The sequence below is a fragment of the Propionispora vibrioides genome, assembly GCF_900110485.1.
GTDB lineage: Bacteria > Bacillota > Negativicutes > Propionisporales > Propionisporaceae > Propionispora > Propionispora vibrioides.
The window spans coordinates 101,220-117,152 of sequence record NZ_FODY01000010.1; the positions used below are offsets into that span (position 1 = coordinate 101,220).

13 protein-coding genes are annotated in these 15,933 nt (G+C 50.0%); 8 read left to right on the plus strand and 5 right to left on the minus strand.

What is annotated here, in order from left to right; all coding sequences use genetic code 11:
* Positions 1-134 precede the first annotated feature (134 nt).
* From BMW43_RS10100 to BMW43_RS10115, 5 genes are all read left to right on the plus strand, one after another.
* Positions 135-2,000 carry a spore germination protein gene (locus BMW43_RS10100; protein ID WP_091746573.1) on the plus strand — a complete coding sequence of 622 codons (1,866 nt, stop codon included), beginning with the start codon at positions 135-137 and terminating at the stop codon, positions 1,998-2,000.
* A 5-nt stretch (positions 2,001-2,005) separates the two neighbouring features.
* Positions 2,006-3,124 carry a GerAB/ArcD/ProY family transporter gene (locus tag BMW43_RS10105; RefSeq protein ID WP_091746576.1) on the plus strand — a complete coding sequence of 373 codons (1,119 nt, stop codon included), beginning with the start codon at positions 2,006-2,008 and terminating at the stop codon, positions 3,122-3,124.
* On the plus strand, positions 3,106-4,353 hold the full coding sequence (locus BMW43_RS10110) for a Ger(x)C family spore germination protein (protein WP_177173539.1): 1,248 nt from the start codon (positions 3,106-3,108) through the stop codon (positions 4,351-4,353). Before BMW43_RS10105 ends, BMW43_RS10110 begins: the two co-directional genes overlap by 19 nt.
* Before the next feature lie 45 nt (positions 4,354-4,398).
* Positions 4,399-4,560: a hypothetical protein gene (locus BMW43_RS21135; RefSeq protein WP_177173540.1), complete on the plus strand. Its 162-nt coding sequence runs from the start codon at positions 4,399-4,401 to the stop codon at positions 4,558-4,560.
* 102 nt (positions 4,561-4,662) lie between these two features.
* Positions 4,663-5,355 (plus strand): NAD(P)-binding domain-containing protein, encoded by a 693-nt coding sequence (locus tag BMW43_RS10115; RefSeq protein ID WP_177173541.1) that lies wholly within the window; start codon positions 4,663-4,665, stop codon positions 5,353-5,355.
* Between the two features lie 97 nt (positions 5,356-5,452).
* On the opposite strand, the gene BMW43_RS10120 is transcribed toward BMW43_RS10115, so the two are convergent.
* Both BMW43_RS10120 and BMW43_RS10125 read right to left on the minus strand, forming a co-directional pair.
* Positions 5,453-6,781, minus strand: a complete 1,329-nt coding sequence (locus tag BMW43_RS10120; protein ID WP_091746585.1) for a hexokinase family protein — start codon at positions 6,779-6,781, stop codon at positions 5,453-5,455.
* Between the two features lie 240 nt (positions 6,782-7,021).
* Positions 7,022-8,389 carry an NAD(P)-dependent oxidoreductase gene (locus BMW43_RS10125; protein ID WP_091746588.1) on the minus strand — a complete coding sequence of 456 codons (1,368 nt, stop codon included), beginning with the start codon at positions 8,387-8,389 and terminating at the stop codon, positions 7,022-7,024.
* 346 nt (positions 8,390-8,735) lie between these two features.
* Here BMW43_RS10125 and BMW43_RS10130 point away from each other — a divergent pair, with 346 nt between their 5' ends.
* Complete coding sequence (locus BMW43_RS10130) at positions 8,736-9,344, plus strand: DedA family protein (RefSeq protein WP_091746591.1); 609 nt, start codon at positions 8,736-8,738, stop codon at positions 9,342-9,344.
* Here BMW43_RS10130 and BMW43_RS10135 read toward each other — a convergent pair.
* A complete protein-coding gene (locus tag BMW43_RS10135; RefSeq protein ID WP_091746594.1) occupies positions 9,305-10,336 on the minus strand; it encodes a sodium:calcium antiporter in 1,032 nt (343 codons plus the stop codon). The genes BMW43_RS10130 and BMW43_RS10135 overlap by 40 nt on opposite strands.
* Before the next feature lie 372 nt (positions 10,337-10,708).
* Here BMW43_RS10135 and BMW43_RS10140 point away from each other — a divergent pair, with 372 nt between their 5' ends.
* Positions 10,709-11,929 (plus strand): benzoate/H(+) symporter BenE family transporter, encoded by a 1,221-nt coding sequence (locus BMW43_RS10140; protein WP_091746597.1) that lies wholly within the window; start codon positions 10,709-10,711, stop codon positions 11,927-11,929.
* Between the two features lie 103 nt (positions 11,930-12,032).
* On the opposite strand, the gene BMW43_RS10145 is transcribed toward BMW43_RS10140, so the two are convergent.
* On the minus strand, positions 12,033-13,811 hold the full coding sequence (locus tag BMW43_RS10145; RefSeq protein ID WP_091746600.1) for an urease accessory protein UreH domain-containing protein: 1,779 nt from the start codon (positions 13,809-13,811) through the stop codon (positions 12,033-12,035).
* A 261-nt stretch (positions 13,812-14,072) separates the two neighbouring features.
* On the opposite strand from BMW43_RS10145, the gene BMW43_RS10150 reads away from it, so the two are divergent.
* Positions 14,073-14,477 (plus strand): CBS domain-containing protein, encoded by a 405-nt coding sequence (locus tag BMW43_RS10150; RefSeq protein ID WP_091746603.1) that lies wholly within the window; start codon positions 14,073-14,075, stop codon positions 14,475-14,477.
* Between the two features lie 80 nt (positions 14,478-14,557).
* Here BMW43_RS10150 and BMW43_RS10155 read toward each other — a convergent pair whose 3' ends face one another.
* Entirely contained in the window at positions 14,558-15,868 is a 1,311-nt protein-coding gene (locus tag BMW43_RS10155; RefSeq protein ID WP_245732334.1) for an SGNH/GDSL hydrolase family protein, read from the minus strand.
* Between the last annotated feature and the right edge of the window lie 65 nt (positions 15,869-15,933).

Genomic DNA, 15,933 nt, shown 5'->3' on the forward strand with positions numbered 1-15,933 from the left:
AGTCTTATAGCTGGCCACAAAGGGGTATCTCAATTTCTATTGAGATACCCCCTTTGTTTACTGTTGTATGACAGGCTGTGAGTAAATAGGGCCGGCTAAGGACATACTATTGCTAATCCGGCGGGGGTGATGGGGTGAATAATAACTCGGCTTTTAAGTTGTACCGTTATTTGAAGAGTCTGTTAGTATACCAACCACCACAGCTTCCCGAGCCTTTCATCCTGCAGGAACAGGAATACGAAGTCCATGAAGAACAGGATGAGACAACCGGAAAAGAAGCGAAACTGGCGCAGTTAAACCGTTTGTTGGCTCAGGCAAAACGACTGGCCAAGGCAATGGAAGACAGTGTACAGGCTTTGCAGCAGCAAGGCAAAACCCCGGTAAGCTCCGATATTATTGAAGAAGTTGAACTTCTGGAAGAGCAGCAGGCTGAAATAAATCCTCTTTGGATGGCTTATACCAGCAGTACCGAGGCGGAAAAAAGAATCATAAGCTCTGTACTGACGGAGAATGAAAAATTACTGAAGAAGCTTTATAATCTGCCGAAAAACAAAGATGCGGTTATTCGAAATTTCACACTCCCTTTTGTGCCGCCGCTGCCGGCTTTGTTGATATATCTTGACGGAATGATTGACAAAAAAGTCATTAATGAAGCCATCTTAAAGCCACTGCTGGCTATCCAGGATGATATACGTTATTCGGAAAGTCCGGATCTGGCGCAAACAATAGCCGATACGTTGCTGCCCAGCAATCAGGTACAGATTACTCAACGGTTTAATGAAGCAATGGATGGTGTCAATGGCGGTGATACGGCGTTATTGGTTGATGGAATGACCGCGGCTTTGGTTATTGACACAAAAGGGTATGATAAGCGAAGCATCGACAGGCCCCAACTGGAGCAGTCGGTGCGGGGCGGCCAGGCATCTTTTACTGAGAACTTACGGACTAATACCGCGCAAATCCGGGTAACTATGCCGACTAATGATCTGGTTACCGAGATGATTCTGGTAGGGGAACGTATTCCGATGAAATGTGCTGTCATGTATTTACAGTCGGTGGCGAACGAGACGGAAGTGGCGGAGGTTAAACGGCGCATTGAAGGCATCAGAACCGATTATATTCCGTCCGTTGGTGTGTTAGTGCAATTCATTGAAGATCATCCCAATATCCCTTTTCCCCAGAGCTTGTCTACCGAACGGGTGGACCGGATTGCTGTCCATTTGGCGGAGGGGAGGATTGCTGTTTTGTTGGACGGCAGTCCCTTTGTTCATATTCTTCCGACCAATTTATTTACTTTTTTTCAGTCCAGCGAGGATTTTAACCTGCCGGTCATGGTGGCGACGGGCGTACGCTTGTTGCGCTGGATCGGAACAGTACTGGCAATTATTTTGCCGGCGTTATATATGGCTATTAACTACTTTCATCAGGAAGCCTTGCCTACCGATCTGGCCCTGGCGATTGCCGGGGCACGGGAAAAGGTTCCTTTTCCTGCTTTGGTTGAGATTTTACTTATGGAGTTTTCCTTTGAGTTGATTCGTGAAGCCGGAATACGGGTTCCCGGTGTGTTAGGTTCAACGATTGGCATTGTGGGCGCCATTATTTTAGGTCAGGCGGCCGTAAGTGCCAATATAGTCAGTCCGATTATGGTGGTATTGGTTGCCTTAACCGGGGTGGCTTCGTTTACCATACCTGATTATCGCATGGCCTTTGCTTTGCGCATTTACCGATTTGTACTGTTGCTGCTGGCTGCTGCCCTTGGCTTCGTCGGTATTGCCTTTGGCATGATAATTTTAACCATGCTGTTAACCAGCATGAAATCCTTCGGTGTTCCTTATTTGTCACCCTTAGGACCCAGAACAAGAGCCGGTCTGGATGTGGTATTTAGAGGACCGGTCTACCGGCAAGAAAAACGTCCTGATGAATTGAACCCTAAAGATATCCGGCGTCAACCCGGAATCAGCCGTGTCTGGAAGACTGAAAAACCGGTTAACAGGAGGTGACAGCTTTGAGCTATCAGCATGGAACGCTGGGACAGGCAGCGGCCATTGGTATTATTTTTAATATTTCTATGGTCAGGGTTTTTTTGTCCAATCCGGTGCAGGTTATTGCCTTAAGCGGAGAACTGGCCTGGCTTGTTACTCTTGTTGCCGGTTTTATCAGCATGGCTGCATCGTTTGTCTTCTTGTATGTCTATAAACGGGTGCCGGGAGACCTGTATCAGATAACGGAAAAATTGCTGGGAATCTGGGGAGCAAGAATCATGGCTCTTCTCTGCATCAGCCTGTTTTTTACTAACGCCGTTTTGCTCTTTAGACAGTTTACGGAAAATACCCTGCTTACCGCTTTGCCCAATACAGACTTTCAAGTTGTTTCTTTTGGCTATGCCATCTGTGTGCTGATTGTGCTTTATGCAGGAATTGAAGCAATGGGAAGATCCCTCTATATTATCATTCCTTTTGGTGTCATAGGATTAACGACGGTATTCTTACTGCTCTATCCTTATTATGATGTCTATAATTTAGCGCCCTGGCTGGGTTATGGGATCAAAGAAGCCATTAGCGCTTCCATTGTGTCGAGCGGATATAATATGTCCGGAGTTTTGGCTGTAACCATGCTGGCTCCTTCGTTACAAAACTACCGGACTGTACGGACTTCCCTGGTATTTGGCCTTGGTGGCAGCGCTTTGATTAAAAGCGCGTCGCTGGGTGTATTTGTCCTGGTTTTTGGCGTTCAAGTGGGTCTGGAAAAAGTACTGCCGTTTTATGAAATGGCCCGCCTGGTATATATAAGCCGGTATTTGCAGCGAATTGAATCCCTATTTATTCTGTTATGGGTTATTGCCGGGACCTTTGCTGTTGCTGTTGCCCTGTATTTTGCCCTGTTTATGCTGGCAAGGTTACTTAACTTACCGGCGATCAAGCCGATAATGCCAATTGCTGTTATTATATTAGAACAAGTAGCCTCTTTACATGAAGATATCATTAAGGTAATACGAATGGATGGATACTTGCATACTACGGTATTTGCCGGATGCGAAATAGCTATTCCTTTTATTTTATTACTGGCTTTGTGGATAAAGGGTTCCAAGCAGGGAGGCGTGAAGAAATGTCCTTCCGGCTCGTAGTCTGGTGTTTAGTTATTATTGGCAGCCTGCTCTTTACAACCGGCTGCAGCGGCGCTCAGGAAACCGATAGTACAGCCTATGTGCTGGCCCTGGGAATTGATAAGGGAGAGCAGGAAGGTACGATAAAGTATACCTGCCAGGTTGCTTTGCCAAAACCATCTACGAAAGAGGGTGGCGAAGAGGAATCCAAGACGCAGGTCAGTGTTACGGCGACAGCACGGTCATTGGCCGAGGCCCGTAATTTGATCAATTCATCTATGTCCCGAACATTGACCTTTTCCCATATGAAAGCGCTTATTATCGGCGAAGATTTGGCGAAACAAGGCATTAATGATATTTTTGCTCCCTTGATGCGATTCCGTGACATGCGCGGTTCTATCTATATTTTAGTGACTCACGGGGTTAGTGCACAGGATTTTATTGACAAGAACCGGCCCAAACTGGAGACGTTTATGTCCCGCTATTACGAGTCTATGATGTTTAGCGCGGAAGAGTCGGGTTATTATTTCCGGACTACCTTGCACGATTTTTATAAAGAGCTAAAAAACGTAGGAGATTGCCCACTGGCTACATTGGTTAGCCTTAATGAGAGAAAAGGCAATAATCAAGAAGAAGGAAGTATGTTCCCCGCTGAGGTTTCTTCCGAATACACGGCAGGAAATGCTCCTTTAGAGAAGGGGAACCCGGCGGAGGCTCTGGGGCTTGCCGTATTTAACGGTGATAAAATGGTAGGGACGCTGACCGATGAGGAAACCCGTATGGTAAATATTCTGCGGGGAAATTTACCGCGTGGCTTCTATGTCATAACCGATCCGTTGGTACCGGAGAAGTTTGTTAATCTCACCATGCGGCTAAACGGTAAACCCCATATTACATTAAAACAGGTGGACGGGCAGGTTCATGTTAAGGTAGAGGTAAATGTGGAAACGGAAATAACGGCAATTCCCAGCGGTACAAACTATGAGCAAGGTGAATACAACCAGTTGCTGGAAAGCCATATCAACCAGCTTTTGCAGGCCCAGATCCTGAAAATGCTTCATAAGACGCAGGAGTGGGGCTGCGATGTGGCTGGCTTTGGGGTGCGTATGCGGCCGTTTTTTGCTACCCATCAGGAGTTTATGCAATTAGACTGGCCGCCCATGTACCGGCAGGCGGAGTTTGACATAAGTGTCAAGACCATTGTGCGGCGAACCGGCCTCATGCAGCAGACGGTGGGAAAGATAGAATGAAACGGCTATTGAAGTACAAGAGATGTTGGCTTGCGGGGTGGTAAGATGGATTACTTGTTTTTCGTGCTTAGCCTGGTTGCTGCTGTGCCGGCCTATACCTATGCTTCCTGGTTGAATAAACAGAACAATAAGGCCGGCGCCATCTGGATGTGGACAATGGTATTGCTGGGGATAGGCTTAGCGGTCTTTAGTATGCTGCGCTACTAATCTGGTTGTAGTTATGAAAATAAAAATAACACCGGCACCCTGCTGCGGAATATACTTACTATATACGGAGTAGGTAATTTTTGAATGAGCTGGAGGGATAGGATGCGTATCGGAATTGTCGGTGTAGGCCGTATGGGGCGGGCGTTAGCTTCCAGGCTTTCGCAGCAGGGAGGCTATTCCTTATGCCTGTTCGACAAAAATGCCGGCAGACGGCAGGCACTGGCAGCCAAGCTCTGTGCTGAAGCGGTGAGCAGCCTGGCGGATATGGAAGCGCTGCCGCTGGTCATATTAGCCGTACCTGATGGGGAGGTGCTGGAATGTATCAAAGTTTTTGGCCGGATGAAGCTGCCGCCGGTAGTGATTAACATAGCCACCAATATAACCCGGGAAAGTCTGCTGCAGGCAACGGAACCCAACCTGACAGCCGTCAATGTGAAATTTATCGGCCACGCGGGAGAACTGGCTTTGGGGCAGCGGCCGGTGATCATTGTCGATAAAAGCAGCGGCAGTATGGCAACGGTGATTCGGGCCGTTTTTCAAACGGTAGGCGATGTGGTGATCGGTGATTCCGACTTGGTTGGGGTAATCAACCGGATTGCAGCGGAAGAGGTACTGATTGCCGGTGTCCGGATCGAAAACCGTCTGCGGCAGGCGGTAATTTCCGATCCGGCGATGATTCGAAGCGCCATTCGTCAGGTGGCGGCCGGAACGTTAAAGGCTTTTGCCGACAAGGATTTGGGTCCTTTTGCTCAGGAAATTGTCGGTGCGGTACGGGAAAGAATCAACCGGACTTAGGAACTGCCAGGTTATATTAATCAGCCATTCCTCATACTTGTCTAATAAAAAGATCAGGCTCTGTGCCAGAAGCGCAGAGCCTGATCTTTTTTCTGATTTATGAACGGCTGGCAATGGCAACAGCCACCACCGCTCCTAAGCCGGAACCGTCCTTACTTAACTTGGTCACAATCCGGTGCGCCCTGTCCCGATATACTTCAGCCAGAACCTGATGAATGGCGTCGGCGTAGCCAGGTAATTTCTCATATAAGGAACCGTCAATGGCAATGGTATGATTGTGTTCCAAGGCAGGGTCAATCCGCTGCAGAATGCCGACAAAGCTGGCGGCAACCAAACGGGCCGAGCGGGTGGCAATCAGGGTAGCTATCGTGGCCAGCGCCTGACGGTCGCTTAAGGCGGAGTCGGTAATGCAGAGCCGCTGCTTTAGCCAAGCGGCAATAGCCGTTAAATCGCCGGAGGCGTCACCGGTCAAAACCGCGATATCGGCGCCGGAAAAACAAGCTGGCTGGGAAAGAAAGGCCGTCACTTTATCCGCACAGTGAGACAGCAATCCTTTCTTTTGTAAGTCGGTCATAATGAGCTGCAAAAGCTCACCGATATAGCGGCCGGAAACCATTTTTTCAAGCAATTGGGCGCCCGGCTTTTCGCTGGACTGGTCAAGCTGCCGGTCATAGTTGCTAAGCGGCAGTTTTTTATTGAAATTGCCCGATTCCATATTGATGACCATCGGGCCGCCGGTCAGGGGCGATTTGGGCTCTAAATAGGCCGTATTGTGGCCGGTGCCGCAAATTGAGCCGATGTCGGTGCCGGGATGGCTGTAAGCGCTGGTAAGCAGGGTGCCTACCGTATCATTTAAAATAACCTGCGGTTTGATGTTGGTTAGTCCCTTACGGTGTAATGCCGCCTGGAGCAGTTGGTTGACATCCTGGCTTTCTACGCCGGCAGTGGCGATTTCTTTGGTCCAGTGAATTAAAGATGCCGTGTTTACGCCGGTCTGCCGCATGGGAAAGGAAAAGGTATGACCGAGATGGTAGGTGACAGACGGCTCGGCAATTTGTGCAAGCTGTTCGGCTATGAAATCAAACAGTTCTTCCGCGCTGGCGCTGGCAGCAAGATAATCATAAGCGCCTGACGGATCTTTCAATGGACGGGAAAGGTGATTTTTTACCGACAAACCACCCTTACCGTCCAGTTCGGCGACCAAAGTCCGGACATTGGTCCCGCCAAAGTCTACGGCCAGGTATTGCCCGGTCTCCCGGCCGGTCGGCGCCTGTAAGAAGGATGGCAGCATTTTCAGTGTTTCATCCGTGCCGGCCATTCCGTCAATCATGGCCTGCTTGAAGCTTTTAGCAATGGCATGAATCTGTTCAAGGGAAACAGTCAAATCACGGGTTGCCTGCTGAAGCGTGGTCTCTAAGCTTTGCATTGCATCTCCTGCCTCTCTACCAGCTAGGGCTTGTTTGTACTAGCCGAAACATCCCTGACGATGCTTTTGTGCCATACTTCGTTAACGTTTTTTGAAATAGAAGCCACTCACTATTTCAGAAAATGCTGCCTCGTTTGGCGCAAAAAGCACTCGCTATGGGTCATTCCGTCCATTTACAAACAATCCCAAAATATTTACTTTTATTATAGCATAGAGCAAAGGTAAAGTGGCGGCAAACAATCAGCATTCTTCCAGCAATTTCTTTGCTTCCACATACATGGCGATGCCGGCGGCCACTTTTTTCGCTTCTTTCATGGCCAGTACCACAGTCGCCGGTTGGTGGACCACATCACCGCCGGCAAATACACCGCGCCGGGTGGTCATGCCATAGGGGCGGTCACGGGTCACCACATACCCTTTGTCGTTTACGTCAATACCGGTGGTGGTTGATACGATGCGGGCGGCCGGCCGCTGACCAACGGCTACAATGACTTTGGTCGCGGGCAGTATTTCTATATCGCCGGTACCCTGTAAGACGCCTTCCTGCGTTTGTTCCTGCCGCTCGCATTCCAGACCGGTTACCCATTCCGTGCCGTGGAAGGCGCGGGGGGCCGTCAGCCAGCGAAAAGCAACACCTTCGGTGACGGCATCTTCGTATTCCGATTTTAAAGCCGTCATTTCTTTTTCGGTTTGGCGATAGACTACGGTAACTTTGGCCGCACCCATGCGCAAAGCTGTTCGGGCGGCGTCGATGGCTACGTTCCCGGCGCCGATGACCAGCACCGTATCGCCGGGGTGGACCGGTACCTCCTGGCGGTCAAGAATGTCGGCGGCGGCCAGACGGACCATGCTGAGCAGGTAGGTGGCCGGCATGACGCCGGGCAGATCTTTTCCCGGTAAATTGAGCATCCGGGGCAGTGCCGTGCCTGTACCGATGAAAATGGCATCAAAGCCTTGCTCAAACATTTCGTCGATGGTGATGTCCTTGCCGATCAGTACATTGGTTTTGAAGGTTACGCCAAGCCGCTTGATTTTGCGGACTTCCCGCTGCACCACTTCCTTGCTCAAACGGAATTCAGGGATACCGTAAACCAATACGCCACCCAGTTCAGGCTGGGCCTCAAATACGGTTACACCAATCCCCAGCTTGGCTAAATCGCCCGCTATGGTAAGGCCGGCCGGCCCCGAGCCGATTACGGCGACCTGGCCGAACTTGCCTGTTTGGGCGGGAGGCACGCTAATATCCATTTCCGCGTCAAAGTCGGCGATAAACCGTTCCAGCTTGCCGATTTTAATGCCAGCCTGTTTTTTACTTAAAATACAGGCGCCTTCACATTGCTTTTCGTGAGCGCAAACCCGGCCGCAAACAGCCGGCAGGTTGCTGCGGCGGGCAATAATATCACTGGCTTCGCCAATATTGCCTTTGGCCAGTGCCTGAATAAACTGTGGTATTTCATTGGTAATCGGACAGCCTGTCCGGCAGAGCGGATTCTTGCAATTTAAACAGCGCTTTGCCTCGGCAATGGCTTCCCTGGTGGAAAAACCTTCGTCAATCTCGTGAAAAGACAGTTCCTGTGTGTCAAAATCGCTTTTTTTATCGATACGCATAGTTTCATCACCCTTTTACTGCCAGTACTTCATCTGCATTAAAAATGCTGCTGTTTGCGGTCTTTTTCCGCACTGCTTCGTTGTTGTCACCTTAAATCTGAGGCTCCGCCGCCTCGCGTGGAAAAAAATCCTCACCCAAATTAGCAATCGCTTTAACGCAGCTACTGGCTAAAATAGAATATGGTAAACAAGCCATATATTACATTACTATTTTATCAGCAGGGCGGTAAATGTTAAATAGGAATCATTGTTAAAAAGTAATATATCTAAAATAGTTTGTATTGCGTGAAAAGCTGTAATTTTGTTAAAAATGATATACAATGAGTCATGGATGGGAGGTACTGTCATGGAACAACTGCTTGATGTGATTGTAAATTATATTGGGGCCTGGGGCTATCCCGCGATTTTTCTGGGGATGGCGCTGGAGAGCGCCTGTTTGCCTGTGCCGAGCGAAGTTATTTTCGGCTTTGCCGGCTACCTGGTTTTCCTGGGCAGGCTGGAATTTGCACCGGCTGTGGCAGCCGGTGTGGCAGGCGGTCTGGCTGGGTCGATAGCTGCTTATGCTGTAGGTTATTATGGCGGCCGCCCGTTTGTGGAAAAGTACGGAAAGTACATTTTTTTATCAGCCGGTCATGTGGCGGCGGCGCAGCGCTGGTTTGACCGCTATGGTATGAAGGCGACTTTTTTCAGCCGCCTGCTGCCTGTCGTCAGGACCTTCATTTCGCTGCCTGCCGGCTTTGCCAGGGTCGATTTTATCCGGTTTGTGCTGTATACCGTGCTGGGATCGCTGCCCTGGACCATCCTGTTAATCTATGCCGGACTGTTGCTTGGTGAAAAATGGGCTGTTATTTATGCTGTCGGGCATCGTTTAAATCTGGGGATAGCGGCAGTGCTGGTGGTGGCGATCCTGTTATTTTACGCAAAGAAACGGAGAACCCGTTCGGACAGGGACTGATAATCCACCAGATGGACGGCTGAGGCATAGGTGCCGGCTACGAACAGCAGATAAAAGAAGCCGCAGAAGAGCAGGCGGCTGACACAGAGATGTTGGCGGCGCAGGGTGAGCCAGAGGAAAAAAATGGACAACCAGGTGACGGCGCCTGCCATAACCAGGTATTGATCGAAGCGCCAGGAAGTGAACAGCAGGCCAAGTGCGCTGGGGATGGCGGCCTGAATCATCATGGAGCCGCTGATATTGCTTAGGGCCAGCGCGATTTTTCCCTGCCGTACCCAGATAACAGCGTTGATAGTTTCCGGCAGCTCGGTGGCGACAGGACTTAAAAACAGGGCGACGATGTGCGCCGGCAGACCCAATGTCAGGCTGAATCCCTCCAGACGGTGGACAAAAGTTTGCGAACCCAGGAAAATAAGGATTAGAGCCAGACCGGTCTGCAAGAGTACCCAATAAACAGAAGGGTCTTTTTCGTGCGGGCGGAAGGTAAGGGGCGCCAAATTCTTGGCTACACTGGATTCGGCCTGCATTTCCCTGACGGCGTACCAGGCATAGGCGGCGATCAGCAGCAGGCCGCTATAGGCCTTGCCGGGAAAGGCGATAAGGCCCAGGGCAATGTTGAAAGTAAAGATGACCAGAAACCACACTTGGTTCCGCGCCAGTTTGTCACTGTCAATAGACAGGCAGGTAGCGCGGGCTTGCTGTTTTAAATAGATAAACAGACACCAGCCGACAACGGCATAGCCGACGGTGCTGAGGATCAGCGGCCCGCCCAGGGCGGCTCCCACACCGATATCCTGTACGCCGAAAGCGACCGCCATCAGTGTGACCGAGCTTTCCGGCAGCGCCGTGCCCAGCGCGGCCAGAACACTGCCCACTGCGTTTTGCGAGATATTGAACTTTTTGCCGACCCATTCAATTCCGTTGACAAATAGTTCACAGCTTATATAAATTAAACCGGCGGCAGCGAGTAAGACGGCAAAATCCCAGAGCATGTCCGATTCCTCCATCCGAGTGTAGTAATAAGCGCCTATTTTAGCTACATGACTTATCTGAAGGTCCATCTGCTACGTTGCCGTCAATCGGCGTAGGAACCGCTACGACTCATTCCTCTGCCTTGCAGATAAAAATGCATTCTGCGTCCTTTGATTAAAAGATGAACCTGTCACTATACCAGAGTTTGTTATATAGTGTATACAGGAAGCGGCTTGTTACACCTTGGAACAGACAATACCAGCAATTACCGACAGCGTGGTCTATCGTCAATTGTTACATCTGTCTATTGACTGTTATAGTGGTAACATGGTTAGATAGAAAGTAAAACGCTGGTAATCTGTACAGCCGGCTGGGAAGGGGAAGGATGTATCATGTCTGTTGTTAGCAAATTTCTGGCCGATGTAAAACAGGACTGGTCTGTTTCCGCTATTACCTCAGGTTTTATTGCAGTGCTCGTTTCTTACGCCGGGCCCTTGCTGATCGTCTTCCAGGCAGCGAGAATCGCTCATTTATCGGATGCGGAGTTGTCTTCCTGGATTTGGGCCATTTCTTTTAGCAGCGGCCTGGCGGGTATGCTGCTCAGCGCCTGGTTCCGGGCGCCGGTGATTGCTTCTTGGTCCACACCGGGGGCGGTACTTTTAGTTTCCGGTTGGGCTGGTTATTCTTTTGCCGAGTCGGTTGGCGCTTTTATTTTTTCCGCCGTGCTGGTTGTTATTTTGGGCTATTCAGGCTTGTTTTCCGCGATAATGGAGCGGATTCCCCGTGGGATTATTGCCGCTATGTTAGCCGGCATTTTACTGAAATTCGGGGTTGATGTGTTTGTGTCGCTGAAACAAATGCCGCTGGTGGCTTTACCGATGTTTGTGGTTTATTTGCTGAGCAAACGGTATTGTCCACGATACGCGGTAGCTGCCACGTTGCTAAGCGGCCTGGCCAGCGCCGGCCTGTTGCACGAATTGGCCCCCGTGGCTATTCGCATGGCGTTGGTGGAACCGGTCTATACGGCGCCGGTTTTTTCTCTGAAAGCGATAGTAGGCCTTGGCTTGCCGCTTTGCATTGTGACTATGGTGTCTCAAAATGCAACTGGTATCGGTGTGCTAAAGGTAGACGGTTACGATTTGCCGCCTAATCCGCTGATTGGTGTCACCGGCATTGCCTCATTGCTGTCCGCGCCTTTCGGGTCGCATGGCGTTAATCTGGCAGCCATTACGGCGGCTATTTGTACGGGTAAGGAAGCTCATGCCCAGCCGGAAAAACGTTATGTTGCCGGCATTGCCTGCGGTGTTTTTTATATGTTATTGAGCTTGTTCGGCGCAACAGTAGTAGCCATATTTTCAGCGTTCCCGGCCGAACTGGTTGCCGTCATTGCCGGGGTGGCTTTGTTTGGCTCTTTGGGGTCAAGTCTGTCATCGGCTATGGAGACCGAAAAAGATAAGGAGAGTGCTCTGGTAACCTTTTTAATCACTATTTCGGGTATCACTTTGCTGGGCATCGGCGCTCCCTTTTGGGGTCTGATTGGCGGGATGATCACCTATGGCATTTTGACAGGCAACATACGCTGGCTGCGGCAAAAGCTGGCACCGGTCAAATGAGTATGCTTATAAGCGTTTGATTGCAAATTATTAAAACAAGGGGACTGACGGAATATCCGTCAAGTCCCCTTGTTTTTTGCTTTGGCAGTTGGATAGTTTGTTATCAACGGTTTTCCAGCAGAATCTGCTTTAGTTCGGCCGGGTTGACTGCCTGGATATTATGGCTGGCGATAAGCAGCCCTACCATTTTTTTATCCTTGAAGATGCCGAATTTTCCGGCAGCCGGGCTCGTAAAAGGAACGGTGGCGCCGTTAGCAGGTATGGTAAAAGCAGAAAGCACTGTCCGCTTTTCCAGATTGGTGATTTCCCACAAGCCCTGAGAATTAGCGGCTTGTGACACGTCAAAAGTTATATTGGCCGGAAGACCCTGCTCTACCACCAGGACTAGCGGTTCCAATTCTACGCCAATTGCTTTTACTGCTGCCGTCTGGCCACTGGGGTTAATTTGGGCTTTATGAATCAGGCGGTCTGGAGAGACTTTGCTAAGATCGTTGCCATAGATACTGGCGACAGAACTTTGTGGGTTGATTTCCTGTCTACAGCAGGCGGGAGACATCGCAGGCAAGGCGACCTGTTGTTCTCCCGGCTGTAAGACGGCCAGGTCGTCAGTCAACTTGATCACTCCCTTTAACATACCCATCCAGCAGCTAAAGGCAATATCCGAGGTTTGAGGAGGGATTTCCAAAACGTTTTCACCGGGAATCAGCTTTTTCCGTATTTTTAAATCAGGAATCAGAATCTCATTGTTACAGGAAGTTAAGCGGTCAGCCTGAATAACAAAGCGGATGGGTATATTCTTTTGGGCAAAAAAGACATTAGGCGCATAGCCTTTATTATCTGCTTTCATGTGGATGGTCTGGACACCGTTTGTTATTTTTGCTTTTGTCAGATTTGCCGAATCAGCCGCACTGGCCTGCGATGACAGCCAGGGCCAGGTAAAACCGCCTAAGGTCAGACCACGGCCGGTCATGGCAATCCCCAGTACGATCACGCAAACTCCAGCCAGCTTCAATACTTTTTTGGTGGCGGCTGCACTGAAAAATCCGGCTAAAGCTCCAAAGGAAAGCATGAGCGGCATGGTACCCAGAGCGAAAATAAACATGGAGAGCGCACCTTGCGTTACACTGGCTGTTCCCAGGGCATATAACTGCATAGTTTGGAGTGGTCCGCAGGGCATAAGACCGTTTAGTACACCAATCAGAAACGGTGTTTTAGGTTTATAGGGAATTTGGGGCAAGGCAAAGCTTAGACGTTTGCCCAGAAAGGTAAAGCCTGTTATATGAATGCCCATAATGATCATAGCCAGTCCGGCAATGATAGAGATACCGGACATTAAGCCAATGGATAACGAGAATACCGAGCCTAAAGCACCGGCCATGCCTCCCAGTGCGCTATAACCGGTCAGGCGGCCGATATTATAAAGAAGGTTAGGAATTAAGGCGCTCCGGCGGCTACGGCTATGTGAGGTAACACACTGGCTTAGCATAATTCCGCCGCACATACCGGCACAGTGCAGGGAGGCCAGCAAGCCAGCCGTAAATAATGCCACATAGGAGGCCTGGCTTGTAAGCAGAGAAGTTAGGGCAGCGCTGTCCGTGTAGGTACTCAAGAAGACAATGACTGCAAAAATAGCGGCCATTCCTAGCATATTGTACCAGCCGGAACTTGGAGAAGAAGCCTTGACTGTATAGCCGGCTGAGACCAGCAGCTTGATTATGGCTGTTTGGTCGCAAAGAGAAGGGTCATAATCAACAGTGATGGTTCCATTGACATAGTTGGCATTTACTTTTTTTACACCCCGATTCCTGGCAAGCAGGGTCTCTACGCGTTTCTCACAGGAAATACAATGAAGTTCCGGTACTATGACGGTGCATCGTTTCAAGAAATCACCTCATATAATACATAGTAGAAATTTCTTATATAATATATATTACCCATTTATAGTGGAAAAGAATGAAATCTATGTTAGTTTTTTGTAAAACCTGGATGACGTGCTATTTGTTTCTGTCGGGACAGGCAGGAGTTTCCCGTTATAACAGAGAACCTACACAAGGTAGTATACATAAGCATCAGAGCCATCTAGGCGATATAGGATTATATGCTTTTTTAGGAAGAAATAGTAAAAAGATGGAGGATGTTCTTCATGAATATTGCCTTTTTCTTGATTCCCAAAAGTGAAGTGACATATTTGCCGATAAACAGCAGTATGCGGCAGGCTCTGGAAAAAATGGAGTACCACCGCTACACGGCTGTCCCCCTAATTGATGAATGCGGTAAATATGCCGGAACCCTTACGGAGGGTGATTTGCTCTGGAAGTTGAAAAATACGCAAAATCTGGCTTTTGCCGATACCGAAAAGGTAAAAATAAGGGATATTCCCCGGCGCATGGTCAACACACCGGTGCGGGTGGATGCGGAAATTGAGGATTTACTGTCTTTGGTGATCGTTCAGAACTTTGTACCTGTAGTCGATGACAGCGAAATCTTCATTGGCATTATCCGTCGCAGGGAAATCATTGAGTACTATGCCAATAGGACGGGAAAATAAAAGTACGTTTTTGTTAGAAAAGATAGCCTTTACGGGCAAAAGAAAAAACAGTCCGGACTGCATGCAGTCCGGACTGTTTTTCATGGAGCGGTTACCCTGGCCCAATTCTCATTGATAAGTTGGGCAATTTTCTGTTTGCCGGCAATGCCCGGATGCAATCCGTCGACCGAATAGTAGTCGGGCAGCAGTCCGTCGGGACCGGTTAAGGCCGGTGCAATATCGATATAATAATCCTGATGGCGGATGAATTCATTGACCCGGTTGAACTTGCTCTGCCAGTCCGGTGCCGTCTCGGCTTGAAAGACGCGTTGCATGGCTTCAGGCCGGAGGGGGGGCAAGGTCAGAAAAATCGGCCGGATGCCGGCCGCCTGGCATTGGCTGCGCAGCGAGATCAGATCTTTAATGACTTCAGTAGCCGGAACATTGCCGCGCAGGCTGTTGGTGCCGGCCAGAATCAGCAGGTATTTAGGCTGGTAAGGCAGCACATCACGGGAGAAGCGATCGGCGATTTGTGCCGACGTATCACCGCTTTTTCCCAGATTGACGGCAGGGAAGGACAGATAAGTCTGATAACCGTATTCCCAGTCGGCCGGGTGGTGCGAAATATCGCCGCCGCCGTGGGTGATACTGTCGCCCAGGGTAGCGGCATAGGCACCCCGGTTCGGTTCCACAGTGAATGACGCCGTGCCGGAAAATACCCCTACCGGATTCCCGGCAGCGTCTATGCCGCGTACCCGCCAATAGTAAGTGCCGGGAGTGATGCGGGGGGCCTCGTCATAGCAGTCAAAGCCGGTGACCTGCTTGCTCCAGATCCGGTAAACGGACGGCTCCGTACCGTTGGGGTTTTCTGGCGGACGACGTAAAAGCTCCACCTCATATCTGGTTGTGGCGCTGATCGGAATCCAGGCATAGACCGGATATAACGGGGCGGGGCGATTCTGCCAGTTCAGATCGGACGTAATCAGCGGCTTAAGCGGCTGACGGACGGTATTGCTTAGCACAAGCTCTTGCGCATCGGAAAAGACACCGATGGGATTTTTGTCGTAGTCCAGCGCCCGGACCCGCCAATAGACACGGTCGGACAATATGGCGGAAAGATCGGCCTGGTAGCCGGGGGCGTAAGCGGTGCGGAGTGGGGTGATTTCATAGCGGGAAGGAAGCACTCCGTTGGGGTTCTCCGGCAGACGGCTGAGCAGTTCAATTTCATAGGATACGGCACCGGGAACAGAATTCCAGGTGAGCATAGGTCTTTTACCGGCCGGGTTCTTTGCCGTATAGAAAGCGGTAGCCGAGGGCTTAAGCGGTTCGGCAGCCGCCTGGGCTGCCGGCAGTGCCGGTATATATAAGCTTTGGCTGAAAAGAAACAGTAATACAAGAAAAAAGCGCAGCATGCAATTCATCTCCTGTGATATGTAAAATGTAACGGTTGGACAGAAGGAACGCAACGGAAAAAAAC

What these genes read in the sequence shown, in the direction of transcription:
- BMW43_RS10110 (WP_177173539.1), top strand. Translation starts at nt 3,106, where the DNA reads ATGTCCTTCCGGCTCGTAGTCTGGTGTTTAGTTATTATTGGCAGCCTG.
- BMW43_RS21135 (WP_177173540.1), top strand. Translation starts at nt 4,399, where the DNA reads ATGGATTACTTGTTTTTCGTGCTTAGCCTGGTTGCTGCTGTGCCGGCC.
- BMW43_RS10115 (WP_177173541.1), top strand. Translation starts at nt 4,663, where the DNA reads ATGCGTATCGGAATTGTCGGTGTAGGCCGTATGGGGCGGGCGTTAGCT.
- BMW43_RS10120 (WP_091746585.1), bottom strand. Translation starts at nt 6,781, where the DNA reads ATGCAAAGCTTAGAGACCACGCTTCAGCAGGCAACCCGTGATTTGACT.
- BMW43_RS10125 (WP_091746588.1), bottom strand. Translation starts at nt 8,389, where the DNA reads ATGCGTATCGATAAAAAAAGCGATTTTGACACACAGGAACTGTCTTTT.
- BMW43_RS10130 (WP_091746591.1), top strand. Translation starts at nt 8,736, where the DNA reads ATGGAACAACTGCTTGATGTGATTGTAAATTATATTGGGGCCTGGGGC.
- BMW43_RS10135 (WP_091746594.1), bottom strand. Translation starts at nt 10,336, where the DNA reads ATGCTCTGGGATTTTGCCGTCTTACTCGCTGCCGCCGGTTTAATTTAT.
- BMW43_RS10140 (WP_091746597.1), top strand. Translation starts at nt 10,709, where the DNA reads ATGTCTGTTGTTAGCAAATTTCTGGCCGATGTAAAACAGGACTGGTCT.
- BMW43_RS10150 (WP_091746603.1), top strand. Translation starts at nt 14,073, where the DNA reads ATGAATATTGCCTTTTTCTTGATTCCCAAAAGTGAAGTGACATATTTG.
- BMW43_RS10155 (WP_245732334.1), bottom strand. Translation starts at nt 15,868, where the DNA reads ATGCTGCGCTTTTTTCTTGTATTACTGTTTCTTTTCAGCCAAAGCTTA.